Source organism: Phocaeicola intestinalis (genome assembly GCF_014837065.1).
Classification (GTDB): Bacteria; Bacteroidota; Bacteroidia; order Bacteroidales; family Bacteroidaceae; genus Phocaeicola; species Phocaeicola intestinalis.
The window spans coordinates 38,080-63,025 of the sequence record NZ_JACSPP010000003.1 but is presented as its reverse complement, the minus strand read 5'-3'; the positions used below and the strand labels follow the sequence as shown (position 1 = coordinate 63,025).

16 protein-coding genes are annotated in these 24,946 nt (G+C 46.7%); 11 read left to right on the top strand and 5 right to left on the bottom strand.

The genetic code is table 11. The annotated features are described in order from the left end of the window. Positions 1 to 153: 153 nt before the first annotated feature. Positions 154 to 2,343: a glutamine synthetase III family protein gene (locus H9625_RS01590; protein ID WP_022040729.1), complete on the bottom strand. Its 2,190-nt coding sequence runs from the start codon at positions 2,341 to 2,343 to the stop codon at positions 154 to 156. A gap of 640 nt (positions 2,344 to 2,983) precedes the next feature. On the opposite strand from H9625_RS01590, the gene mltG reads away from it, so the two are divergent. The 7 genes from mltG to H9625_RS01555 all read left to right on the top strand — a co-directional run bounded on the left by mltG (position 2,984) and on the right by H9625_RS01555 (position 10,164). Beyond that, the gene (gene mltG, locus H9625_RS01585) at positions 2,984 to 4,009 is read left to right on the top strand and encodes an endolytic transglycosylase MltG (RefSeq protein WP_022040731.1); all 1,026 of its coding nucleotides are present in this window, start codon (positions 2,984 to 2,986) and stop codon (positions 4,007 to 4,009) included. Between the two features lie 60 nt (positions 4,010 to 4,069). Beyond that, positions 4,070 to 5,560 (top strand): capsule assembly Wzi family protein, encoded by a 1,491-nt coding sequence (locus tag H9625_RS01580; protein WP_191762806.1) that lies wholly within the window; start codon positions 4,070 to 4,072, stop codon positions 5,558 to 5,560. Between the two features lie 31 nt (positions 5,561 to 5,591). Continuing rightward, positions 5,592 to 6,035 (top strand): lipocalin-like domain-containing protein, encoded by a 444-nt coding sequence (locus H9625_RS01575; RefSeq protein ID WP_022040733.1) that lies wholly within the window; start codon positions 5,592 to 5,594, stop codon positions 6,033 to 6,035. A gap of 245 nt (positions 6,036 to 6,280) precedes the next feature. Beyond that, entirely contained in the window at positions 6,281 to 8,293 is a 2,013-nt protein-coding gene (locus tag H9625_RS01570) for a transketolase family protein (RefSeq protein WP_087213151.1), read from the top strand. A 1-nt stretch (position 8,294) separates the two neighbouring features. Next, entirely contained in the window at positions 8,295 to 8,729 is a 435-nt protein-coding gene (rpiB, locus tag H9625_RS01565) for a ribose 5-phosphate isomerase B (protein ID WP_022040735.1), read from the top strand. Positions 8,730 to 8,843: 114 nt separating this feature from the next. Next, positions 8,844 to 9,167 carry a hypothetical protein gene (locus H9625_RS01560; RefSeq protein ID WP_162614342.1) on the top strand — a complete coding sequence of 108 codons (324 nt, stop codon included), beginning with the start codon at positions 8,844 to 8,846 and terminating at the stop codon, positions 9,165 to 9,167. Beyond that, a complete protein-coding gene (locus tag H9625_RS01555; RefSeq protein WP_087247266.1) occupies positions 9,112 to 10,164 on the top strand; it encodes a DUF4468 domain-containing protein in 1,053 nt (350 codons plus the stop codon). Before H9625_RS01560 ends, H9625_RS01555 begins: the two co-directional genes overlap by 56 nt. Before the next feature lie 471 nt (positions 10,165 to 10,635). Here H9625_RS01555 and H9625_RS01550 read toward each other — a convergent pair whose 3' ends face one another. The 3 genes from H9625_RS01550 to H9625_RS01540 all read right to left on the bottom strand — a co-directional run bounded on the left by H9625_RS01550 (position 10,636) and on the right by H9625_RS01540 (position 14,941). Continuing rightward, on the bottom strand, positions 10,636 to 10,911 hold the full coding sequence (locus H9625_RS01550; RefSeq protein WP_191762805.1) for a hypothetical protein: 276 nt from the start codon (positions 10,909 to 10,911) through the stop codon (positions 10,636 to 10,638). A 109-nt stretch (positions 10,912 to 11,020) separates the two neighbouring features. Continuing rightward, positions 11,021 to 12,493 carry a Na+/H+ antiporter NhaC family protein gene (locus H9625_RS01545; RefSeq protein ID WP_087208820.1) on the bottom strand — a complete coding sequence of 491 codons (1,473 nt, stop codon included), beginning with the start codon at positions 12,491 to 12,493 and terminating at the stop codon, positions 11,021 to 11,023. A gap of 147 nt (positions 12,494 to 12,640) precedes the next feature. Next, entirely contained in the window at positions 12,641 to 14,941 is a 2,301-nt protein-coding gene (locus H9625_RS01540) for a bifunctional dihydroorotate dehydrogenase B NAD binding subunit/NADPH-dependent glutamate synthase (RefSeq protein WP_087208823.1), read from the bottom strand. Positions 14,942 to 15,188: 247 nt separating this feature from the next. Here H9625_RS01540 and purL point away from each other — a divergent pair, with 247 nt between their 5' ends. The 4 genes from purL (at position 15,189) to H9625_RS01520 (ending at position 24,199) form a co-directional block, all read left to right on the top strand. Next, positions 15,189 to 18,890, top strand: a complete 3,702-nt coding sequence (gene purL / locus H9625_RS01535) for a phosphoribosylformylglycinamidine synthase (RefSeq protein ID WP_191762804.1) — start codon at positions 15,189 to 15,191, stop codon at positions 18,888 to 18,890. A gap of 118 nt (positions 18,891 to 19,008) precedes the next feature. Next, positions 19,009 to 22,992 (top strand): hybrid sensor histidine kinase/response regulator transcription factor, encoded by a 3,984-nt coding sequence (locus tag H9625_RS01530; RefSeq protein WP_191762803.1) that lies wholly within the window; start codon positions 19,009 to 19,011, stop codon positions 22,990 to 22,992. Between the two features lie 21 nt (positions 22,993 to 23,013). Beyond that, on the top strand, positions 23,014 to 23,553 hold the full coding sequence (locus H9625_RS01525; RefSeq protein WP_087406396.1) for a chromate transporter: 540 nt from the start codon (positions 23,014 to 23,016) through the stop codon (positions 23,551 to 23,553). Positions 23,554 to 23,632: 79 nt separating this feature from the next. Continuing rightward, positions 23,633 to 24,199: a chromate transporter gene (locus H9625_RS01520; RefSeq protein ID WP_022040743.1), complete on the top strand. Its 567-nt coding sequence runs from the start codon at positions 23,633 to 23,635 to the stop codon at positions 24,197 to 24,199. Here the strand turns inward: H9625_RS01520 and truA are convergent. Beyond that, on the bottom strand, positions 24,190 to 24,942 hold the full coding sequence (gene truA, locus H9625_RS01515; protein WP_022040744.1) for a tRNA pseudouridine(38-40) synthase TruA: 753 nt from the start codon (positions 24,940 to 24,942) through the stop codon (positions 24,190 to 24,192). The genes H9625_RS01520 and truA overlap by 10 nt on opposite strands. Positions 24,943 to 24,946: the final 4 nt, after the last annotated feature.

Here is a 24,946-nt window from a genome sequence, read left to right as displayed (position 1 = left end):
CATCAAAAGGCATGCTTCAATCAATGCCTCTGAAATGCAGACAAAAACAAAGCCTCAAAAATTTTAAAGAACAAAGCCGGAACCTCCTCGCGGAGACCCCGACTCGCTTTCATCAAACAACCAATAAGGAAATTAGAGGTAAATTTAATGATATTATCTAATGAATAACAGCTCTCTATATTTAGGCAGCGTCCACATCTGATCGTCTACTATCAGTTCCAATTTGTCGATGTGGTAACGTATCTGTTCCAGCATCGGCGCAATGGTGTCATGGTAAGCCACGGCCTTTTCACGCTCGTCCACAATTTTATTTGCCACTTTACGCGCTTCTATCATCGTATCCACGTGCTCTTTGATATAAGACGTATGCTCCGAAATCTTCCGGATGATGGCAACGTTCTCGGCAGAAAGCTTCTCTGCCTCTTCAGCTGGAAACAGTCCCTTCATCTTGTACACATTATCTATCAGCTTGCTTTGGTATTCGATGGCGACCGGCACCACATGGTTCATCACCAAATCGCCTAATACACGTGCCTCAATCTGAATCTTCTTTGTATACGTTTCCCATTTCACTTCGTTACGCGCCTCCAGTTCTTTCTGTGTCATCACACCCTGCGACTCGAACATCTTCACCGAAGCAGGTGTCAGATACTGGTCGAAAATAACCGGACAACTGGTTTCGCAATCCAGGCCGCGACGTGCCGCTTCCGCTTTCCACTCTTCACTGTAGCCATTACCGTCAAAACGGATAGGCTTCGAAGCCTTGATGTATTCACGGATAACCTGAATGAGGGCAGACACTTTCGGTTCACCTTTTTCTATAAGTTCGTCTACCTTTTGTTTAAACTCTACCAGCTGCTCTGCCACGGCAGTATTCAATGCAATCATTGCGCTGGCACAGTTAGCCTCCGAGCCTACCGCACGGAACTCGAAACGGTTGCCCGTAAAAGCAAAGGGGGAAGTACGGTTACGGTCGGTATTATCAATCAGCAATTCGGGAATCTGCGGGATGTCCAGTTTCATGCCGTGCTTGCCGCCAAGGGCTATCAAGTCATCGGTCGAGCTTTCCTCCATGTGATCAAGTACTTTGCTAAGCTGTGTGCCGAGGAAAGAAGAGATAATGGCAGGAGGTGCTTCGTTGGCTCCCAAACGATGGGCATTCGTAGCGCTCATGATAGAGGCCTTCAGCAAACCGTTGTGACGGTACACCGCCATCAGTGTGTTGACAATAAAAGTTATAAAGCGCAAGTTCTCCTCGGGAGTCTTACCTGGTGCCATCAGCAATACACCTGTATCAGTCCCCAATGACCAGTTGTTGTGCTTACCCGAACCATTTACTCCCTTGAAGGGTTTTTCATGAAGCAGCACACGGAATCCATGCGTACGTGCCACTTTACGCATCAGCGACATAATCAGCATGTTATGGTCTACGGCAAGGTTGCACTCCTCAAAGATAGGTGCCAGTTCAAACTGGTTGGGAGCCACTTCATTATGACGGGTCTTGACGGGTATTCCCAGTTCTAATGCCTGAATTTCCAAATCTTTCATAAAAGCAGCCACGCGGGTCGGGATGGCACCGAAATAATGGTCTTCCAGCTGTTGGTTCTTCGAAGCCTCGTGTCCCATCAACGTACGCCCGGTCAGCAATAAATCGGGTCGTGCGGCATACAAGCCTTCATCTACCAGGAAATATTCCTGCTCCCATCCCAGGTATGCCGAAACTTTCTTCACATTCGGATCGAAATAATGGCATACATCTACCGCTGCCTTATTGACTGCCCGCAGTGCTTTCAACAACGGAGCCTTATAGTCAAGCGATTCGCCCGTATAAGCGATGAACACGGTAGGGATACACAAGGTGTCGTCTACCACAAATACCGGCGACGAGGGATCCCACGCACTATAACCACGCGCCTCGAAAGTATTACGGATACCGCCATTAGGGAACGAAGAAGCATCCGGTTCCTGCTGTACCAGCAATTTTCCGGAAAACTCTTCCATCATACCTCCCTTGCCATCGTGTTCCACAAAGGCATCGTGCTTCTCTGCAGTCCCTTCCGTAAGCGGTTGGAACCAGTGTGTATAGTGAGTAGCCCCTAATTCGCTTGCCCACTGTTTCATTCCTGCTGCTACAGCATCGGCAATGCTGCGGTCTAGTGTCGCGCCGTTATCCATTGCATCTACCAGCTTCTCGTACACTTTGCTGGGAAGATACTTAAACATCTTTTCCCGATTGAACACGTATTTCCCGAAATATTCACTCGGGCGCTCCTTTGGAGCCGGTACATCAAAAGGCTTCGCCTGGAATGCCTTTTCTACTACCCTGAATCTTAAAGTTGACATAATACCTCAATAATTAGTTGTTATTTGTTCATATATTTCTATATAATCAAATCTTTTTGAAACGAAATTCAATTATATAACATCTTTTTGTCTGATGCAAAAGTAAGGCTTTTCATTCATATACTCCCCCTCTACGAAGTCATATTTTCATTTATTTTATCAGAACCTTTCAATTTGAAATAAAACCGCAACATTCTGTTATCAATTTCACACAAACGAAGTCGATTTTATTACTTTCACAAACAAAGGGACTGTTTTGAATTTCCACAAAAAGTTTTTTTGGGCTTGATGTGTTCGTTTCGCGTGTGTTGGGCGATAAATTCAAAACAGTTTCTAAGACATACTTAAATTTAATGAATCTGCATGTCCGCAATTAGCCAATCCGGTTGAGTTGAAAACGCAGTAGTACTTCATTTGCCGATGAAGTATATATCCGTAGGCGGATGGAGATATATTCAAACGCAGATGCAGTATATATTCATTTTCCAAGGGTATGTATTGGCTGTTTGCGGAATTCATAATTCAAAACTGTTTTTCAAAAACAGTTCCTCATCTATTTTTCAATTACGTTTTCGTAATTTACCCAGTATCTTGCTTTTTTGTATTATCTTTGTCCCTAAATTTGAACTACTAAATTAAAATGAAAAAGAAACGACTGCTTATTGGAGGAAGCATCCTGTTCCTAATCCTAGCCTCAGGCATCATAACAGGATATGCCTGCCTAATGAACCAACCGCTGGGAATTGAAAAATCCACTTTCTTATATATAGACAATGATGACAACATAGACTCTGTATGCTATAAATTGGAACACAGGCTGCATGCACGCAGGCTGACAGGATTTCGCCTGCTGGCATTCCAAAGTGATTATACCAACCACATCCACTCGGGAGCCTATCTGTTTACTCCAGAAGCACGTACGTGGCAAATCTTCCGGACGTTACAAGCTGGAAACCAAACGCCTGTATCGGTCACTATCCCCAGCGTGCGCACCATCGGAAAACTATGCCAATCTATTTCACACCAATTGATGATGGATTCGACCGCAATTGCCAGCCTCCTGACAGACAGTACATATTGTGCCAGTTTGGGATATAACGCTTATACCCTGCCTGCTCTATTTATTCCAAACACCTATGAAGTATATTGGAACACCAGTTGCAAAGACTTCATAAAACGCATGCAGAAAGAACATCAACGGTTCTGGAATGAAAAACGCACAGCACAGGCAAAAGCTATCGGACTTACCCCGACTGAGGTAAGTACCCTTGCATCCATCGTAGACGAAGAAACGGCTAACCAAGCAGAAAAACCGATAGTGGCAGGACTGTACATTAACCGGCTGAAAGCAAACATGCTGCTTCAAGCAGACCCTACTGTTAAATTCGGATTACAGGAATTTGGATTACGCCGCATTTTATACAAACATCTGGAGACCGACAGCCCGTATAATACCTATATATATAAAGGACTTCCTCCTGGTCCTATCCGCATTCCCAGCATACAAGGATTGGAAAGTGTATTAAACTATTCACATCACGACTATCTGTACATGTGTGCCAAAGAAGATTTTTCGGGTACGCACAATTTTGCCCGTACCATGAGCCAGCACCTTGCCAATGCCCGACGTTATCAACAAGCATTGAACCGAAGGAATATCCGATAAACTTGAGCGGATTGTCTTAAATAATCATTACTTTTGCATCACATTTTCAATAATTACAATATGAATTGGAAAAAACTAACTTTATGGCTGGCAGCAGGTTGCCTATCATTGCCCGCTATTGCCCAACAAACAGACACCACCCTCACCTACCGCATCGAAGCAAGCGGCAATCTGTCGGATGGTACGTATGCACCGCTCTGGTTCACAGCCAACCGGTATGGGCTATCCAGCCAGAAACCAAACAGTGGCTACATCCGAGCCGGACTACATTACGGAAAAAAACTGAACCGCCACTGGCGCATCGAAGCAGGACTTGAACTGGCAGGTGCCGCCGATCAAGTTTCCGGTTTTGTTATACAACAAGCGTACGCCGACATCGCATGGAAATTCCTGCGCCTCAGCATTGGAAGCAAAGAACGCCCGGGTTTCCCACTTACGAAAAATGAAAGACTGAGCAGCGGCATGATGGTAGAAGGACCGAATGCCCGACCAGTTCCGCAAGTCAGAATAGACATCCCCGAATATGTCACCATCCCTGGTACGGGCAATTGGCTTGCCTTAAAGGGGCATCTTGCTTACGGAGCGTTTACCGACTGGAACTGGCAGGAAGATTTCGCAGCTCCCGAGACCAATTGGGGCAAACATATCCTGTATCACAGCAAGTCGTTGATGTTCCGCATCGGGAACCGTGAAAAGTTTCCGGTAGAGTTCGAACTGGGACTGCTGATGGCTGCACAGTTTGCCGGAGCACAAATGCTGAAGAATGCCGATGGAAGCAGCACGGTCTCTGTAGACATGCCCGGCGGACTGAAAAGTTTCTTTAAGGCATTCATCCCGATGAGCGGAGGAAGCGACACACCTTGGGGCGATCAAGTAAACGTAGAAGGCAACCACCTGGGAAGCTGGAATTTTGCCTTGACCTATTACTTGAATGACTGGCGGTTCCGTGCTTACTTAGACCATTATTTCGATGACCATTCGCAAATGGTATGGCAATACGGACGGTGGAAAGACGGACAGCTAGGCATCGAAATAGACCTGCCGAAGAATCGTTGGTTAAGCGCAATTGTATGGGAAACCATGTCGACCAAACAGCAGACCGGCCCGCTACTGTATGACGAATTTGCCGGAACACTGGGTTATCAAGTCAGTGCATCCGATAATTATTACAACAACTATTGCTATCAGGCATGGCAGCACTGGGGACAAGGTATGGGAAATCCTTTCCTTCCGGGGCCTATTTATAATAAAGACGGAGAAATCACTTTCAAGAGCAACCGCGTGCGTGCCCAGCATTTAGGCATCGAAGGCGACCCAAGCGAGGAATGGAACTGGCGCATACTGATATCGTTTGCACGCCATTGGGGAACCTACCAAACACCGCTGGACAAACAACGCAAACAGTTCAGTTCGCTTTATGAAGTGAGCTATACTCCCCAATGGGCCAAAGGATGGGGCGCAACCGTAGGCGTAGGACTCGACCGCGGAAATTATTTGGGAAACTCTACAGGAGGTATCCTGACAATCCGGAAAACAGGAAAGATATTTTAAGTTTGTGAGTTTTTAAGTTTTGATTGTTAATATGAAAGCCATACATTTATTAATTGCGATGTGTTTCTTCGCCTTGTTCGCTTCCTGCGAGAAAAAGCCTATTGACGAAAACATCGAAGGCATGTGGAAATTGGAACAGTTTACCACCCTTGACGATGGCATTGTCCACCGTGACTGCCAGCGCATCTTTTATAGCATCCAGTTGCAGATTGTACAGATAGCTGAAAAGCAATGCACGCACAAATACGGCACATTCGTCGGACATTTTTACCTGAACGAAGACCATAGCCAGGCAACCATGAAAGATTTCCGTTTCCGTGAATCAACCGGCGACAGCGGTGAAGATGTTCCAGTAGAGCGGCTGCTTCCTTTCGGCATCAACTCACTTGAAACGACCTTCGATGTTTTGAAAGCCGACGGGAAACACCTCGTCCTCCAGTCAGATTACGCCAAACTGGAATTTATCAGTTTCTGATGAACCCCAATAAACAGACTCTAAACGCGCAGGAAAAAGCATCCGATGACTTCATGGCTTGAGGCTTTTTCCTGCGTTTTTCGGTATGTCTGCGAACGGCAAATAAGCGCTGAAAAGAAAAATTATCCTTTTATCCACCATTTCTTACCCTTCCATCCCCAATTTTAGATTCCGAATTTGCTTGTACATTCCAGATTTTTCTTATCTTTGCAACAAACTAATACATCCAACTAATATATCCAATAATGAAAAACAGTAAAGAACTTATGAACCGCGCAGCCGATAACATCCGTATCTTGGCTGCTTCAATGGTAGAAAAAGCTAAATCCGGACACCCGGGTGGCGCTATGGGTGGTGCAGACTTTGTAAATGTACTCTTCTCGGAGTTTTTAGTTTACGACCCTGAAAATCCCCGTTGGGAAGGCAGAGACCGCTTCTTCCTTGACCCAGGACACATGTCGCCGATGCTGTACTCTGTACTGGCGTTGACCGGCAAATTCACCATGGACGAATTGCAACAATTCCGTCAATGGGGAAGCCCTACTCCAGGACATCCTGAAGTAGACGTCATGAGAGGCATCGAAAACACTTCCGGCCCGCTGGGACAAGGACACACATTCGCTGTAGGTGCCGCCATCGCAGCTAAATTCCTGAAAGCACGTTTAGGCGATGTAATGAACCAAACGATTTATGCTTACATCTCAGACGGAGGTGTACAAGAAGAAATCTCACAAGGCTCGGGACGTATCGCCGGACACTTGGGACTGGACAACTTGATTATGTTCTACGACTCGAACGATATCCAGCTGTCTACCGAATGTAAAGACGTAACAGACGAAGATGTAGCCAAGAAATACGAGGCATGGGGCTGGAAAGTCATTACAATCAATGGGAATGACGCTGACGAAATCCGTGCCGCATTGACCGAAGCAAAAGCCGTAACAGGTCAGCCTACCTTGATTATCGGTAAGACCATCATGGGTAAGGGGGCACGTAAGGCAGACAACAGCAGCTACGAACACAACTGCGCTACACACGGCGCGCCGTTGGGAGGTGACGCTTACACCAATACCGTCAAGAACTTGGGTGGCAATCCGGAACAACCGTTCCAAATCTTCCCGGAAGTAGCGGAACTTTACGCAAAACGCCGCGAAGAACTGAAAGCCATCGTAGGCGAACGCTATGCGGCTAAAGCAGAATGGGCAAAGGCTAATCCGGAACTGGCTGCCAAGATGGAATACTGGTTCTCTGGCAAAGCTCCTCAAGTAAACTGGGACGCTATCCAGCAAAAAGCAGGTTCGGCTACACGTGGTGCTTCGGCTACTGTGCTCGGCGCATTGGCAGAACAAGTAGAAAACATGGTTTGCGCATCTGCCGACTTGTCTAACTCTGATAAGACCGACGGTTTCTTGAAAAAGACACATGCCTTTACGAAAAACGACTTCAGCGGCGCATTCTTCCAAGCAGGTGTATCAGAATTGACCATGGCATGCTGCTGCATCGGTATGGCATTGCACGGAGGCGTTATCCCCGCATGCGGTACCTTCTTTGTATTCTCCGACTACATGAAACCAGCTGTACGTATGGCTGCCCTGATGGAAACTCCTGTGAAGTTCATTTGGACACACGACGCATTCCGTGTAGGCGAAGACGGACCTACTCATGAACCGGTAGAACAAGAAGCACAAATCCGCTTGATGGAGAAACTGAAAAACCACAAGGGACACAACTCAATGTTGGTTCTCCGCCCGGCAGATTGCGAAGAGACTACTCAGGCATGGAAGCTGGCAATGGAAAACACGACCACTCCTACTGCACTGATTTTCTCTCGCCAGAATATTGCCAACTTGCCCGAAGGAAACGATTATACCCAGACAGCCAAAGGCGCTTATGTCGTAGCCGGCTCTGACGAAAACCCGGATGTTATCCTGCTGGCTTCAGGTTCGGAAGTATCTACTTTGGTAGCCGGAACTGAACTACTCCGTAAAGATGGCATCAAGGTGCGTATCGTTTCTGTTCCTTCGGAAGGACTGTTCCGCAGCCAAAGCAAAGAATATCAGGACAGCGTCCTTCCTGCCGGAGTAAAGAAATTCGGTCTGACAGCCGGACTGCCTGTAAATCTGCTTGGACTGGTAGGCACTGACGGAAAGATTTGGGGATTGGAATCATTCGGTTTCTCGGCTCCGTACAAGGTTTTGGACGAAAAGCTGGGCTTCACAGCCGAAAACGTATACAACCAAGTAAAAGCCATGTTCTAATATGAAACTGATAGGATTGGCTTCCGACCATGCCGGCTTTGCATTGAAACAATATGTAAAGCAATGGCTCGAAGCAAAAGGTTGGGAATATAAAGACTTCGGCACATATACTGCCGACAGTTGCGACTACGCAGACTTTGCACACCCGTTGGCACTTGCCGTAGAAGCGGGCGAATGTTATCCGGGTATTGCAATCTGTGGCAGCGGAGAAGGCATCAGCATGACTCTGAACAAACATCAGGGCATACGTGCCGCACTTTGCTGGATTCCGGAGATTTCCCACTTGGCACGCCAGCATAATGATGCCAACGTTTTGGTAATGCCTGGACGTTTCATTGACAACGAGATGGCGGACAAAATTATGACCGAATTCTTCAACACTGCTTTTGAAGGAGGACGTCACCAAAAACGCATCGATAAAATGCCGGTCCACTAACCGGTACCTTTTAAAAATGCGGATTAACGCAGGCTTTCGCAGCATAGAATAACTAACTGCCCAATCTGCGTTAATCCGCATTTTATTTAGAAGCTGTTTTGAATTTATCGTGCGATGATTTGGGATGAGTTTTTGAGGCATTTTCGCTTCTGTGATGAGGAAGATAGCGGGCTATCTGACGAAGAACAGGAGCGGAAAGAACCAAAAAATCGCCCAAAGCACACACGAAAACGGATACATCAAGCCAAGAAATACTTTTTGGAGAAATTCAAAACAGCTTCTTACGCTTCTCTTTTCATATTATTTATAGCAAAATTCAGCCTTTTTTTTCGTTTTCTTCCTATATTTGTCCTTCTAAATAGAATCAAATCAATAAATCATTATGAAAAAACTACTGCTCATCCTTTTGATATGTTTGCCTCTGACAGGCATTGCTAAGGATAAAAACGACAACTCAAATCCAAAGTACCTGGCAGGAGCCGTAACCCTGACCGATGGGAAAGTGACTTTCACCAAAGAAATCAAAGCACCCGGACTCTCGAAACAGGAAATCTACAATCAACTTCTAGACTGGGCTACGAACCGGTTTAAACCCGATGGAAAACTAAACAGTTTTGTAGCCTATACCAACGAAGAAGCTGGAGAAATCGCCGTACAAGCTGAAGAATACATTGTATTTTCTTCTTCCGCATTATCACTCGACCGCACACGTATTTACTATCAATTTCTGATTTATGCCAAAGAAGGTATTTGCGACCTTGAAATGACACGTATCCGCTATTGGTATGACGAAGCCCGTGATGGAGGTGAAAAATATACTGCAGAAGAATGGATTACAGACGATATGGCTTTAAACAAGAAACAAACGAAACTGGCTCCGATATGTGGAAAGTTCAGAAGAGAAACCATCGACCTGAAAGACCAACTCTTCCAGCAGGTAACCGATGCTTTAGGACAAAAGCTTCTGGGTACGCAAACAACTGCAAACGTACAACAACCTGCCACTCTCTCTACACAACAGCCCACTCTTTCTGCTACAGGTGAACTGAAAACAGTGAGCATAGACCGGCTTCCTTCCAACTTGAATGAGCTGGCTACCCAAGGACGTATCACTCTGACTGCTGAAAACGGAGAAACCATTGACATCCAAACTGAAAGCTGGAGTGGACTGGGACAAATGTTGGGAAAGAATGTTGCCTATATTTTATTCGACCAAAGCCGCATCGCAGCCAACGCATTGATGGGACAAAACACGACCTACAAAGTTTCATTCTACTTCAACCAAAGCACACAGCCTTCGATAATTATTACTTGCAAAAAAGCGATGGCGCAACCAATGACTGCAAATGAATTGAAATCGCTCAACCAAACTGTCGATGCATCTAAACAATATACAATGTATATCGGTGAAATTACTCAAATTGAAATGAGATAACAAACTCCCTAAATTTCCAAAAGAGGATAGGATGTACACTCGCAAAGAGTAACATCCTATCCTCTTTTTTATTGCTTGCTGCCCATCTTACTGCCATCCGAAAAAACTTGTTTATAGCTTTTTACTACCGTAACAACATAGACAAACAAGTGACTATAGATTGTATAGACCTATCAAACGCCGGAGTACTGTATCTTCTTGTCTCCACACAGATAACTTCGTCTGGTATAAAATTAATAATCTTGCAGCGGATGGACCTATATGCGCTTGCCACTGCAACTATATCCGCGGGCTTCTGCAACCGGCTGCGTCTTGTTATGATTCTATCCGGAAAGGCAGTAGTCAGTAAGCATTGGTTCGAATGCTTACAAAATTTCATCAGGCAATTCAGAAACTGTTTTGAATTTATCGTGCGATGATTTGGGATAAGTTTTTGAGGCATTTCCGTTTGTGTAATGAGGAAGATAACGGCTATCTGACGAAGAATACAATCAGACTGCGATAAGGGTGTGCCAACGACATGAACCGCCTGTAAATCAACTTGCTGTAACAGATGGAAAGCTGTACGAAAAAGAACACGCAGACCAAGGTAGTCAAAATATCCACCACGTAATCCCAGACCGGGTGCTTCTCCAGATAGAAATCACGCATTACCTCGTCAGTCAGGAAGTAAAGCAACATGTAGAGCACATAAGTGATGAACGTCAGCAGCAGCCGGCTCCGGAGTGTGTCGAACCAAAATTTCATATCATCTGTATTTTATTGATTAACGCATGCAAAGTAAAAGCATTCACACAAGACTGACTTCAGAAATCTTTCCCAACCGACAAAAAGAGGCACTGAAACGTATTCCCTTTCAATCAACCTCTTCTGCCTTCGCCTTCTTACTCCGGAATATTCTATACCCTACTGCAGCAACCAGAACAGACATAAACGGAGAAAGGATATTAAAAAAGCTATATGGAAGATACTCCAGCGTAGGTACTTTAAGTACTGTCGCCTGCGTCATACCACAAGAATTCCATGGAATAAGCACCGATGTGACAGTAGCCGAGTCTTCCACCGACCGGCTAAGCAAACGGTTTTCATACCCTTTTCGCTCATAAAGTTTCTTATAGAGGCTGCTAGTCAGCAAGATGGAAATATACTGGTCGCCCGTAACGATATTACATACCAATCCGGTTCCAACCGTAGCTCCTACCAACGTAAAGGCCCTATGGGCAAGACGGGCAAACAGTTCGGTCAGACTTTTCAGCATACCACTTCCCGCAAGTACTCCACCGAAAGTAACCGAACAGACAATCAAGAATATCGTATTAAGCATCCCCGTCATACCTCGTGTAGAAATCAAGGCATCAATAGCCTCATTACCGGTCTGGATAGCCGTCGAGCCATAAAATGTAACAGTAATGCCCTTACATGCATCCCAAAAAGACAAACCTGAAAAATCAGTAAAAGGCAGTCCGGGGTTCGCTACTGCCCATACCGCTTGAGGCTGAGCGACAAGTCCCGTTACGGCAGCCATCACCGCAGCACAAAAAAGCGTCAAGACAGCAGGTACTTTCTTAACAATAAGCACACCAGTAAGTGCCGGAACAATCAGCAACCAGGGTGTAATGTTAAAAACAGATTTCAATGCCCCAGCAAACTCGGCAGTCTGTGACGCTCCAACCTGCTTGTGCATCAGACTCGCCACAAGAAAAATCACCATCGCTATCGTCAGCGAAGGGATAGTAGTAATCATCATATAGCGAATATGAGTGAACAAAGGAGTGCCCGAAGAGGAAGAAGCCAACACCGTCGTGTCAGATAACGGAGAGACCTTATCGCCGAAATAAGCCCCCGACACAATAGCACCTGCCGTCCATCCCGGTTCAAATCCCAAAGCCACACCGATGCCTATCAATGCCACTCCAATGGTGGCAATCGTGGTCCACGAACTCCCTGTCATCAGCGATACTAGCGCACATATCGCACAAGCTGCAGCCAAGAATATTGCCGGATAAATTACCTGCATTCCATAACATATCATAGCAGGAACAATACCACTCACCATCCATGTGCCGGCAATCGCACCGATAAGCAACAAGATAAGGATAGCTGTACCAACAGACCGGATATTGTCGAGAATGCAAAACTCCAAAATTTCCCACGAATTCTTATAGGCAAACATCGAAATGGCTGCCGTAACAGCAGAAGCCAATAACAAACATACCTGACTCCCTCCCGAAAGAGCATCGGGGCCGAATATTTTTATAATCACTACCAGAGACAGGGTCAATACCACAAAAGGTATCAAAGAAACTTGCCACGAAGGCAGTCGGCGCATCGGTGTCGATGCACGATTGTCTTTACTCATTTTCAATATTTAATCATCAACAAAACGCAGATTCACACAGATGATTTATCTTTTCCAATCTGCGGAAACCTGCGTTCCTAATGTTCTAAAATCAATACCAATATATTATACCACTCATTAGACAGCACCACGCAACTGCTTGTCCATGGCGGCTGCAGCACGACGTCCGTCACCCATTGCCAGAATCACCGTAGCACCTCCACGCACGATATCACCTCCGGCATAGATAGCAGGAATGGAAGACTGCATGTCATCGTTCACCGCAATGGTACCTTTACGTCCCAGTTCCAGTCCTGGAATGGAATTCGGTACTATCGGATTTGGCGACACGCCCACACTGACAATAGCCATATCAATATCGAGCGTTACAGTAGCCCCTGGTATAGCCACCGGGCTACGGCGTCCAGAAGCATCGGGTTCTCCTAACTCCATTTTCTGAAGCACCACTTGCTTCACACGCCCCTGCTCGTCGGCAATATATTCAAGCGGATTGTGCAGAGTCATAAACTCCACACCTTCTTCTTTGGCATGCTTCACCTCTTCAATACGGGCAGGCATTTCAGCTTCCGACCGACGGTAAACAATAATTGCCCGCTCAGCTCCTAGACGGCGTGCTGTACGCACGGAATCCATTGCCGTATTTCCGCCTCCCACCACAATGACACGCTTTCCAAAAGTAACAGGGGTATCTGAATCCTCACTTGCCGCATCCATCAGGTTGACGCGGGTCAGATATTCATTCGATGACATAATATTGATTGAATTCTCGCCCGGAATGTTCATGAAGTTGGGAAGTCCGGCTCCAGATGCTACAAAAACACCCTTATAACCTTCAGCCTGCAAGTCTTCTACAGAAACCGTCTTCCCAATGATGCAGTCTTTTACAAACTCTACCCCCATTTTCGAAAGGTTCTCTATCTCTACATCCACGATTTTATTCGGCAACCGAAATTCCGGGATACCATATTTTAATACACCACCAATTTCGTGCAAAGCTTCGAACACGGTCACATCATAACCCATCTTAGCCATATCGCCAGCAAACGACAAACCGGCAGGTCCCGAGCCTACAACAGCTACTTTAACGCCATTCTTCGGAGCCAGTTCGGGCGTAGAAATCTGTCCGCTCTCACGCTCGTAATCAGCAGCAAAACGCTCCAAATAGCCGATAGCAACGGCTTCGTGCCCCATCTTAAGATGAATGCACTTCGACTCACATTGCTTTTCCTGTGGACATACCCGACCACAAACTGCAGGCAGTGCACTGGTCTTTTTCAATACACGAGCCGCCTCAAGAAACTCACCACGTTCGATATTTTTAATGAAGCCCGGAATATTGATACCTACCGGACAACCTTCCATACACGAAGGATTGGCACAATCCAAACAACGCTTAGCCTCTGTCAATGCCTGTTCTTCATTCAATCCGAGATTCACTTCCTCCTTACGGCTATGCGAACGGTATTCGGGATCCAACTCATTCATTTTCACACGAGGGATAGCGGTGCGTTCTTTCGGTTTCATTGACTTACGCAGGGCTTCTCGCCATGGAGCTGTACGGTCGTCTTGAGACTTTGTAACTTCACATACGTGCGGGTCTACCGGATCGAGTTTATGTATTTCTTCGCGTTCGATATCGCGAAAAGCCCCCATACGCTTCAACATTTCATCGAAATCCACTTGATGTCCATCGAACTCCGGCCCGTCTACGCATACAAACTTGGTCTTTCCTCCTACAGTTATACGGCAGGCACCGCACATACCTGTTCCATCTACCATAATGGTATTGAGCGACACATCGGTCGGGATATCGTATTTTTTGGTGAGCAGGCAAACGAACTTCATCATAATTGCCGGACCGATGGCAAAACACTTATCCACTTTCTCACGCAGAATGACTTCTTCCACACCAGCCGTTACCAAGCCTTTCTTCCCATACGAACCGTCATCAGTCATAATGATTACCTCATCCGAACTTTCACGCATCTCCTTCTCCAGGATAATCAGTTCCTTGCTACGTCCGGCAAGCACAGTAATCACCCGGTTTCCGGCAGCTTTCAACGCCTGCACAATAGGCAACATTGGAGCAACACCCACGCCTCCACCAGCACAAACCACCGTACCGAAGTTTTCAATGTGCGTGGCCTTACCAAGTGGTCCTACCACGTCAGTAATGTAATCACCCTCGTTTAACTCGCACAGGCGTGTAGACGATAATCCCACCTCTTGTACCACCAATGTAATCGTGCCCTTTACCGGATCTGCCTCAGCTATGGTAAGCGGCATACGTTCACCTTTTTCTCCTACGCGCACGATGACAAAATGCCCAGCCTTACGTGACTTGGCTATAAGTGGTGCTTCCACCACTAATTTGAACACCTTTTCTGAAAAATGTTCCTTTGAAATAATTTTATTCATTTTGTCTTGATGTAATAAGTTAGTTTTCAGCACGGCAAAGTTAACTTTTTCAAGCTCATCTGCCAAACAAAAATCAAAATTGTTGCCAACACACCTCATATATACAATCTCAACAGCCTGAAAATCCATCACAAATATTCCTTTCTAATCTATATAAATCTATCTTTTATTCGATAATATTCCAACGAATTGTGTAACTTTGCAGAATAATTTTAGTGAACAATCAATTTTAACCATAACAGACGCTATGATTCTATTTTTCAGAACACCTAATCAAAGTGTGATTGCTACCCAATGCAATAAGGAAATGAATGCAGACGACATCAAGAAACTGAGTTGGCTGTATGGAAACGCGACGGTAGAAAAAGAAGAGAATTTACAAGGCTGGTTCATCGGTCCACGCCGGGAAATGATTACGCCGTGGAGTACGAACGCGGTAGAAATTACCCAGAACATGGGACTTACAGGTATTCGCCGCATCGAAGAATATTTTTCCGTAAAGGACGAAAACGCGGAACACGACCCGATGCTGCAACGCATGTACCACGGGCTAAACCAACAGATATTTGACGTAAATATCAAACCCCAGCCCATTATTTACATTGATGACCTGGAAGCTTACAACGAACAGGAAGGACTGGCACTCTCACGCGAAGAGATGGACTACCTGAAAAAAGTAGAACAAGACCTGGGACGCAAGCTGACCGACTCGGAGGTGTTCGGTTTCGCCCAAATCAATTCGGAACATTGCCGCCATAAAATATTCGGCGGTACGTTCATCATTGACGGAAAGGAAATGGAATCATCCTTGTTCCAGATGATTAAGAAGACTACCAAAGAGAACCCGAACAAGATTATCTCGGCATACAAAGACAATGTAGCCTTTGCCGAAGGTCCCGTAGTAGAGCAATTCGCTCCGAAAGACCACTCTACATCCGATTATTTCATCATTAAAGATATAAAGACCGTCATCTCCCTGAAGGCGGAAACGCATAACTTCCCCACAACGGTAGAGCCGTTCAACGGCGCTTCTACTGGTACCGGAGGTGAAATCCGCGACCGTATGGGCGGAGGAAAAGGCTCGTGGCCCATTGCAGGTACAGCGGTTTATATGACTTCTTATCCCCGTACCGATGAGGGACGCGAATGGGAAAGCATCCTGCCCGTACGCAAATGGTTGTACCAGACTCCCGAACAAATCCTGATTAAGGCTTCGAACGGTGCTTCCGACTTCGGAAACAAATTCGGGCAACCTCTCATCTGCGGTTCGGTATTGACCTTCGAGCATCAGGAAAACAACGAAAAATATGCATACGACAAGGTGATTATGCTTGCCGGAGGCGTGGGCTACGGAACAAAACGCGATTGCCTGAAAGGAACGCCCGAAGCAGGAGATGAAATCGTAGTATTAGGAGGCGACAACTATCGCATCGGACTGGGAGGCGGTTCGGTATCGTCGGTAGAAACCGGCCGTTATTCATCAGGCATCGAGCTGAATGCCGTACAACGTGCCAACGCCGAGATGCAGAAACGCGCATACAATGTAGTGCGCGCCCTCTGCGAAGAAGATACCAACCCGATTGTTTCCATCCATGACCACGGTTCGGCAGGTCACGTAAACTGCTTGTCGGAATTGGTTGAGGATTGCGGCGGATTGATTCACATGGACAAGCTGCCTATCGGAGACGAAACACTTTCGGCAAAAGAAATCATAGCCAACGAATCGCAAGAGCGTATGGGACTGTTGATTGAAGAAGAATCTATCGAACATGTGAAAAAGATAGCCGAACGCGAACGTGCCCCGATGTATGTGGTAGGCGAAACCACGGGCGACCATCGTTTTGCCTTCGAGCAAGCCGACGGTGTACGCCCGTTCGACCTGGCGGTAGACCAGATGTTCGGTTCTTCTCCTAAGACTTATATGGTAGACAAGACTGTAGAACGCCACTATGAAAACGTGACCTACGACGTAACCAAGCTGAACGAATACGTGCGCCGTGTGCTCCAACTGGAAGCCGTAGCCTGCAAGGACTGGCTGACCAACAAAGTAGACCGCTCGGTTACAGGTAAAATCGCGCGCCAGCAATGTCAGGGCGAACTTCAGTTGCCTTTGAGCGATTGCGGTGTGGTTGCGCTCGACTATCGGGGTGAGAAAGGTATTGCCACAGCTCTCGGACATGCTCCGCAAGCAGGTCTTGCCAATCCGGCATACGGTTCGGTATTGTCTGTAGCCGAAGCCCTGACCAACATCGTATGGGCACCTTTGGCAGACGGCATGGACAGCCTCTCGCTTTCGGCTAACTGGATGTGGCCCTGCCGCTCGCAAGAAGGTGAAGACGCACGTCTCTACACGGCGGTGAAAGCATTGTCTGATTTCTGCTGTGCCTTGCAAATCAATGTGCCTACAGGAAAAGACTCGCTTTCGATGACGCAAAAATACCCGAACGGAGAAAAGATTATCAGCCCGGGAACAGTTATCGTATCTGCAGGAGGCGAAGTATCGGATATCAAGAAAGTTGTTTCTCCGGTAATGGTAAACAATCCGAAATCGACCTTCTACCACATTGATTTCAGCTTCGACCAGCTCCGCTTGGGAGGTTCGGCATTTGCACAATCCTTGAATAAAGTGGGCGATGACGTTCCTACCGTACAAAATCCCAGCTATTTCCGTGATGCATTCCTTGCCATTCAGGAACTGGTGAACAAAGGATTGATTTTGGCAGGACACGACATTTCGGCTGGAGGTCTTATCACTACCTTACTCGAAATGTGCTTCGCCAATACCGAAGGCGGTATGGAAATCAACCTCGATAAATTCAAGCACGAAGACATCGTGAAGATTCTCTTCGCTGAAAATCCGGGCGTTGTCATCCAGATAGCCGACAAACACAAACACGAAGTCAAGAAAATCCTGGAAGATGCAGGCGTAGGCTTTGTCAAGCTGGGTACACCTGCCGACGAACGCCATATACTTGTCACGCTTCACGAAGCTACTTACCAGTTCGGCATCGACTACTTGCGTGATGTATGGTACTCTACTTCCTACCTCCTCGACCGCAAGCAGAGCATGAACGGATGCGCCAAGAAACGTTTCGAGAACTACAAGATGCAACCGCTCGAAACCGTATTCGACAAGTCATTTACAGGCAAATTGTCACAATTCGGCTTGAACCCCGACCGACGCACACCAAGCGGCATCAAGGCGGCAATCATCCGTGAAAAAGGAACCAACGGTGAACGCGAAATGGCATATATGCTCTACTTGGCAGGCTTCGATGTAAAAGACGTAACGATGACCGACCTTGTAAGCGGACGCGAAACACTGGAAGACATCCATTTCATCGTGTTCTGCGGAGGGTTCTCCAATTCCGACGTATTAGGCTCGGCAAAAGGATGGGCTGGAACCTTCCTCTTCAACCCGAAAGCCAAGGCGGCACTTGATAACTTCTATGCACGCAAGGATACCCTTTCGTTAGGCGTATGCAACGGATGCCAGCTGATGATGGAATTAGGGCTGATTACTCCTGAAGACAAGAAACAGGGCAAGATGTTGCACAACGACTCGCACAAGTTCGAATCGGCATTCTTGGGCGTAACCGTACCGATGAACCGAAGCGTGATGTTCGGCTCGTTGAGCGGCTCAAAATTAGGCATCTGGGTAGCCCATGGAGAAGGAAAATTCTCGTTGCCTTATCCTGAAGACCATTACAACGTGGTATTGAAATATTCATACGATGAATATCCGGGCAATCCGAACGGTTCAGACTATAGCGTAGCAGGTATCGCCAGTCAGGACGGACGCCATCTGGCTATGATGCCGCACTTGGAACGTGCCTGCTTCCCCTGGAACAATGCCTACTATCCTGCCGACCGCATTCACGAAGACCAAATCACACCGTGGATGGAAGCCTTCGTCAATGCACGTAAGTGGGTAGAAGTACATAAGTAAATACCTTTAATATATAAGGAGACACAGATTAACGCGGATTAACGCAGATTATCGAATGAATATCTGCGAAAATCTGCGTTAATCCGCGTTAAAAACAAAACTCATAAACCTTTCCGTTATGCTGAACAAGTTCTTTATTCTAATAGGAATGATACTGATGTCATTATTCCCTATAAACGCCCAAATATTCAAATACATCGGCATGGATAACGGACTCAGCAGCAGAAGGGTACTTTCTATCGAACAAGGAAAACAATATTATATCTGGATACTTACCCACAAAGGGGCAGACCGTTACGACGGGAAACGGTTCACACATTACGACCTGTTCCATCAAGGAAAAGCCCAAGACTTCTATCCCAACCTTAACCTCCTACGCACCGACAGCAAACAGACAATATGGGAAATAGGAAAAGATGGACACCTTTTTCGCTACAACGAACTGAAAGATTCTTTCCAGCTCACTTTCGACCTGCATCTTGCATATCCGGAATTGAAGAAGCACCCTATATCGGCACTTTATATGGACCGTTCGGACCGGATATGGATGTGCGTGAACCAGCATTTTGTCATTTACGACATCCACTCGGGTAAACACTACCAGTTACCCCAACAGGCAAAAGGCAAAATCATCGGCATTGCACAGGCAAATGCAACCGAATATTATCTGGCATCCGAACTACAATTATACAAAATCCGGTTCGAGGATTTCCAGATTCGAGAGATATATCCCATCCATCTGCCTACCCTCCAACTGATAGACTATATCTATTACCACCAACCTACACACCAGCTTGTCATCAATAGCCTGCTGGATAAGGTGTATGTATATAATCCGCTGCAAGAAAAGCTAACGGCACTGGGCAATTCGATGAAAGACATTGGCATTAACAATATCATCCCAGACCGTACGTACCCTGATACACTTTATATCGCCACCGATGGGAAAGGCGTTTACCGCCTGGACATGAACCGCCTGCACCTGGAACCATTCCTGCAAGAAGACCCACGCACCCCCAATAAGATGAATGGAAACATCATCAAAGATATTTACATGGACCACGCCAGACGACTTTGGAACGTGGTCTACCCTACTGGTATCACCATCTATTCGGAACAATATCCCAGTTATCAGTGGCTTGTACACTCGCCCAACAATGCCAATTCCTTGGCAAACAATTGTATCAACGACATTCTGGAAGATGCCGATGGAGACATCTGGTATGCCACCAGCAACGGCATAAGCTGTTTTGACACTCAGCGGAAGCAATGGACCAACTATCTCACTTCTTCCGACAAAGGCTCCAACGGAGAAAGTGAAAACCGCATCTTTACAGCTCTTTGCGAAGTTCGCCCCGGCCTTATCCTAACCGGAGGATACATGTCGGGAATCTATGCAATAGACAAGCAGGCCAGACGAGTGACCTTTTATCAGCAACAAAAGTTCTCACCCGAAGAAGGACCGGACAAATATATCCGATGCATCCTGCGCGATGAAGAAGGCCTTGTATGGACTGGAGGATTCTACCGCCTGAAATCGCATCATCCTCACACGCACGCCACTGCCGAGTATGACATAGGCTATCCTATTACAACATTGGTACAAAAAGACAAACAGACAATGTGGGCAGGTACCATAAACGGGGTATTCGTCCTCAACAAACAGAGTGGTGAAATCCGTCCGCTTGACAATGAAATCGAAATGGGTTGCATCAATGCCATCTGTCTGCACCCAAAAAGCCGGTATACCTATATCGGAACCTCCGGAAACGGACTGTTCGTTGCCGATGATCAAGGAAAAATCATCCGGCACTACCATACCGAAAACAGTGGCTTGGGAAGCAACAATATTTACAGCATCACGAACGACCGTGAAGGAAATCTCTACCTGGGCACAGAAAACGGACTGGCATTTTTCAACCTCTCCACTGGTACATTTACTAACTGGACCAAAGAGCAAGGTCTGCTGGCAGCAAGCTTCAACCCCAATGCAGCTATCCATAGCCGGAATGGGGAAATGATATTCGGAAGTAACGAAGGTGCCATCGTCTTGCCTGACAACATCCAGTTACCTTCCGATTTCTATAGCCATCTGGTATTTACAGACTTGAAAATCATGTACCGAACAGTACACGCGGGAGAGAAAGATTCTCCCCTTTCCCAACCGCTTGACCAAACGACACAAATCAAGCTGGGGTATAACCAGAACACTTTCTCACTCAACGTTTCATCCATCAATTTCGACAATTCATCCGACATTGCATACAGCTGGAAACTGGAAGGATTCTACGATGAATGGTCACCTCTCTCGCCCGACGGACTCATCCAATACACCAACCTCTCGCCAGGCAATTATACCCTGCACGTACGAGCCGTCCTGACCGATAATCACCAACCGATAGAAGAGCGCTCTATCCGTATCCTGATAGGACGTCCGGCATGGCTCACCTTTTGGGCATTTCTGGGCTATGCCCTTATCATCATCGGCATCACATACCTCTTGGTACGCATCAAAATGATACGCCACGAGAAACAAGTATCGCAAGAGAAAATCAATTTCTTCGTACATACCGCTCACGATATCCGTACACCGCTCACCCTCATCAAGGCTCCTTTGGGTGAAATCCTGAAAGACGAACATTTAAGCGATAAGGGAGTAATGAATCTAAACCTCGCCCTGCAAAGCACCGAAAACCTCTCTGACCTTGCAGACAATCTCATCAACTTCCAGAAAGAAAGTTACTACAGTTCACAAGCCGTAGTGTCACGACATGAGCTGGGAACCTACCTGCAAACCTACCTGAAACAATTTCAGGCATACGCCGAACAAAAAGGCATCAGCCTACATTATACCTCCACTTTCAGCCAACTGGATGTATGGATAGACCGTAATAAAATAGACTCTATCCTAAGAAACCTCATCAGCAACGCCTTGAAGTACACACCGCACGGAGGAGAAATACAGATAGAATCCGGATATACCAAGAACCGCTGGACACTCTGCATCAAAGACACCGGAATCGGCATCCCCAAAGAAGACCAAAAGAAACTGTTCCGTTTCCTGTTCCGGGGCAGAAATGCTACCAACCAACTGATAACGGGTTCAGGTATCGGCATGTTGCTCACCTACCGGCTCATCCGTAATCACGAAGGAAAAATAAGTTTCACAAGTGCTGAAAACGCAGGCACCACCTTCGTCTTGAGCTTCCCCATCCGGAGCGAACATTATCAGTATCGCACCGATGAAATCCCAGGCGAAGCCTTTGCCACAATGGAAGAACGAGAAGAAATTCTTCCTGCACTTCCTCAGAAAAAGAACGTCCGGAAAGCAGCTTCCAATGCTCCTCTTATCTTAATAGTAGAAGACAACACCAGCCTGCGCACTTTCCTTGCAGAAAACCTGGCTGACACCTATCGTACAGAAGAAGCCGGCAACGGACAAGAGGCACTCAGCAAGATACGCACCCTTCAGCCCGACCTGGTCATCTCCGACGTAATGATGCCCGTAATGAACGGAGAAGAGCTATGTGGAACCCTGAAAAGTAACATTGAAACCAGCCACATACCAGTCATTCTGCTCACAGCCCTGGGAACTAAGGAGGATATCCTGCGCGGTCTACAGACCAAAGCAGACATGCATATTGTAAAGCCCTTCGACCTGACGGTACTGAAAGCAAATATCAATAACCTGTTGGAAAACCGTGAGTTTATACGTAAGCGTCTGAAGCAGGCATCATTAGACATGGAACCACCTGCCGAAGACATCCCTCTCCCATCAGGACTGGACGAAGACTTCATGCGCCGTGCCACTACTTTCATTAAGGAAAACCTAGGAGGTGAACTGACTGTAGACACACTGTGCGCCAGCATGAACATGAGCCGCACCAGTTTTTACAACAAGATGAAGGCACTAACGGGCATCGCCCCCAACGAATTCATCCGCAATATCCGTATGCAAGAAGCTGCCACCCTGCTGAAAAGCCAGCAATACACTGTAGCAGAAGTTTCCGACCGTATGGGTTTTGCCGATCCGAAATATTTCGCCGACACGTTCAAGAAATTTTATGGCGTGCCGCCCAGCGTATATAAGAAAAACGAATAACAAACCGATTAAAACAACAACATGAATTTCTACATCAAGTCATTCCTTATCTTTACCCGCATCGGGATGTTCACCATCGGGGGCGGATATGCCATGGTGCCGCTCATCGAAGACGAACTAGTCGACAAACGGAAATGGATTACCCGCGAAGACTTCCTCGACCTGATGGCACTGGCACAAACCGTACCCGGCATCTTTGCCGTCAATATCGCCATTTTCATCGGCTACAAGTTACGAAAGTTCTGGGGAGCTTTCTGGATGGCACTGGGCACCATCCTCCCTTCGTTCCTTGTCATCCTTGCCATTGCCCTTTTCTTCCAACAATTCAAACAATACCCTGCAGTGGAAAACGTGTTCAAGGGCATCCGCCCTGCTGTAGTGGCATTAATAGCTGCCCCCACGTTCAAGATGGCAAAGTCGGCACGTATTAACCGCTATAACGTGTGGATTCCCATTGTTTCCGCTCTTCTTATCTGGCTCTTGGGTTTTTCTCCCATTTATGTCATTATCCTAAGCGGACTGGGAGGATACATCTATGGGAGGTTAAAATCTAAACATTGAAAATTAGAAGTTTGCATACACCGGCTCAAACATCAACCGTTCACTATTAATTATTAATTATTAACTATTAATTATCCATATGCTTTTCCTGCAACTTTTTTACGCATTCTTCAAAATCGGACTTTTTGGATTCGGAGGCGGGTACGCCATGATATCCATGATACAAGGCGAAGTTGTGACCCGCCACGCCTGGCTCACATCGCCCGAGTTTACCGACATCATCGCCATCAGCCAAATGACTCCTGGTCCTATCGGTATCAACTCTGCTACTTATGTGGGGTATACGGCAGTAGTCAATGCAGGCTATTCGCACGCTTGGGGTATTTTAGGCTCTATTATCACGACTGGTGCCGTGGTGCTTCCTTCGTTTATCTTGATGGTCCTCATCAGCCGGTTCTTCCTGAAATACCAAAAACATCCTGCTGTGTCTTCCGTATTTAGTGGGTTACGTCCGGGCGTAGTAGGACTGCTTGCTGCTGCCGCCCTCGTATTGATGAATGGAGAAAACTTCGGCACCGCCAATGTGCAAATCATCGTCAGCATCATCCTCTTCGTAACTGTCTTCATAGCCTCCTACCGCTTTAAGGCCAATCCCATCCTGCTGATTGTACTAAGCGGTATTGTGGGATATCTGGTTTATGGATAAAACAGAAGTTCCGGATAGCCCACATCAACCAGGAAAAGAGCATGTGCAGGCACGGAAGTCCCTGCACTACAACGGTCTTTTGCTTCTATCACCCTACGGAACCCGTCAAGGGTAAGTTTGCCCCTACCTACTTCGACTAGCGTACCTACCACCGCACGCACCATATTACGGAGGAAACGGTCTGCCTGAATAGTAAACACCCATTCATCTTCGCCCACCTGTTCCCAACCAGCTTGCATGATACGGCAATTATTAGTCTTCACATCAGTATGAAGCTTGCTGAAGCTCGTAAAATCGGTGTATTCGAAAAGAACAGATGCAGCCCGATTCATCGCCTCGAAGTCAAGCGACTGAAATACACGCCATGCATAATGCCGATGGAATGGATCCTTATTTGTGGTAATATGGTACTGATACCGCCGATAAGTGGCATCAAAACGGGCATGAGCCTCGTTTGTAACCCGACGCATCCGGTAAACCGCAATGTCAGGCGGAAGCAGGCGATTCAGCTTGTCCACCATCCGAAATATATCTACCGGAGCATCAAAATCAACATGTGCCACCATCAGACGAGCATGCACACCGGCATCGGTACGCCCGGCTCCAACCACTTCCACCGGACGGCGCATCAAGACAGACAAGGCTTTTTGCAATACTTCTTGTACACTCATGCCATTGGGTTGTACCTGCCAGCCGTGATAAGCTGTGCCGTCATATCCTAAATAAATGAAATAACGTACCATTTCC

Excerpts from the sequence above, each read along its gene's own strand:
- H9625_RS01590 (WP_022040729.1), bottom strand. The coding sequence starts at position 2,343 with ATGTCAACTTTAAGATTCAGGGTAGTAGAAAAGGCATTCCAGGCGAAG.
- mltG (WP_022040731.1), top strand. The coding sequence starts at position 2,984 with ATGAAAAAGAAACGACTGCTTATTGGAGGAAGCATCCTGTTCCTAATC.
- H9625_RS01580 (WP_191762806.1), top strand. The coding sequence starts at position 4,070 with ATGAATTGGAAAAAACTAACTTTATGGCTGGCAGCAGGTTGCCTATCA.
- H9625_RS01575 (WP_022040733.1), top strand. The coding sequence starts at position 5,592 with ATGAAAGCCATACATTTATTAATTGCGATGTGTTTCTTCGCCTTGTTC.
- H9625_RS01570 (WP_087213151.1), top strand. The coding sequence starts at position 6,281 with ATGAAAAACAGTAAAGAACTTATGAACCGCGCAGCCGATAACATCCGT.
- rpiB (WP_022040735.1), top strand. The coding sequence starts at position 8,295 with ATGAAACTGATAGGATTGGCTTCCGACCATGCCGGCTTTGCATTGAAA.
- H9625_RS01560 (WP_162614342.1), top strand. The coding sequence starts at position 8,844 with ATGATTTGGGATGAGTTTTTGAGGCATTTTCGCTTCTGTGATGAGGAA.
- H9625_RS01555 (WP_087247266.1), top strand. The coding sequence starts at position 9,112 with ATGAAAAAACTACTGCTCATCCTTTTGATATGTTTGCCTCTGACAGGC.
- H9625_RS01550 (WP_191762805.1), bottom strand. The coding sequence starts at position 10,911 with ATGAAATTTTGGTTCGACACACTCCGGAGCCGGCTGCTGCTGACGTTC.
- H9625_RS01545 (WP_087208820.1), bottom strand. The coding sequence starts at position 12,493 with ATGCGCCGACTGCCTTCGTGGCAAGTTTCTTTGATACCTTTTGTGGTA.
- H9625_RS01540 (WP_087208823.1), bottom strand. The coding sequence starts at position 14,941 with ATGAATAAAATTATTTCAAAGGAACATTTTTCAGAAAAGGTGTTCAAA.
- purL (WP_191762804.1), top strand. The coding sequence starts at position 15,189 with ATGATTCTATTTTTCAGAACACCTAATCAAAGTGTGATTGCTACCCAA.
- H9625_RS01530 (WP_191762803.1), top strand. The coding sequence starts at position 19,009 with ATGCTGAACAAGTTCTTTATTCTAATAGGAATGATACTGATGTCATTA.
- H9625_RS01525 (WP_087406396.1), top strand. The coding sequence starts at position 23,014 with ATGAATTTCTACATCAAGTCATTCCTTATCTTTACCCGCATCGGGATG.
- H9625_RS01520 (WP_022040743.1), top strand. The coding sequence starts at position 23,633 with ATGCTTTTCCTGCAACTTTTTTACGCATTCTTCAAAATCGGACTTTTT.
- truA (WP_022040744.1), bottom strand. The coding sequence starts at position 24,942 with ATGGTACGTTATTTCATTTATTTAGGATATGACGGCACAGCTTATCAC.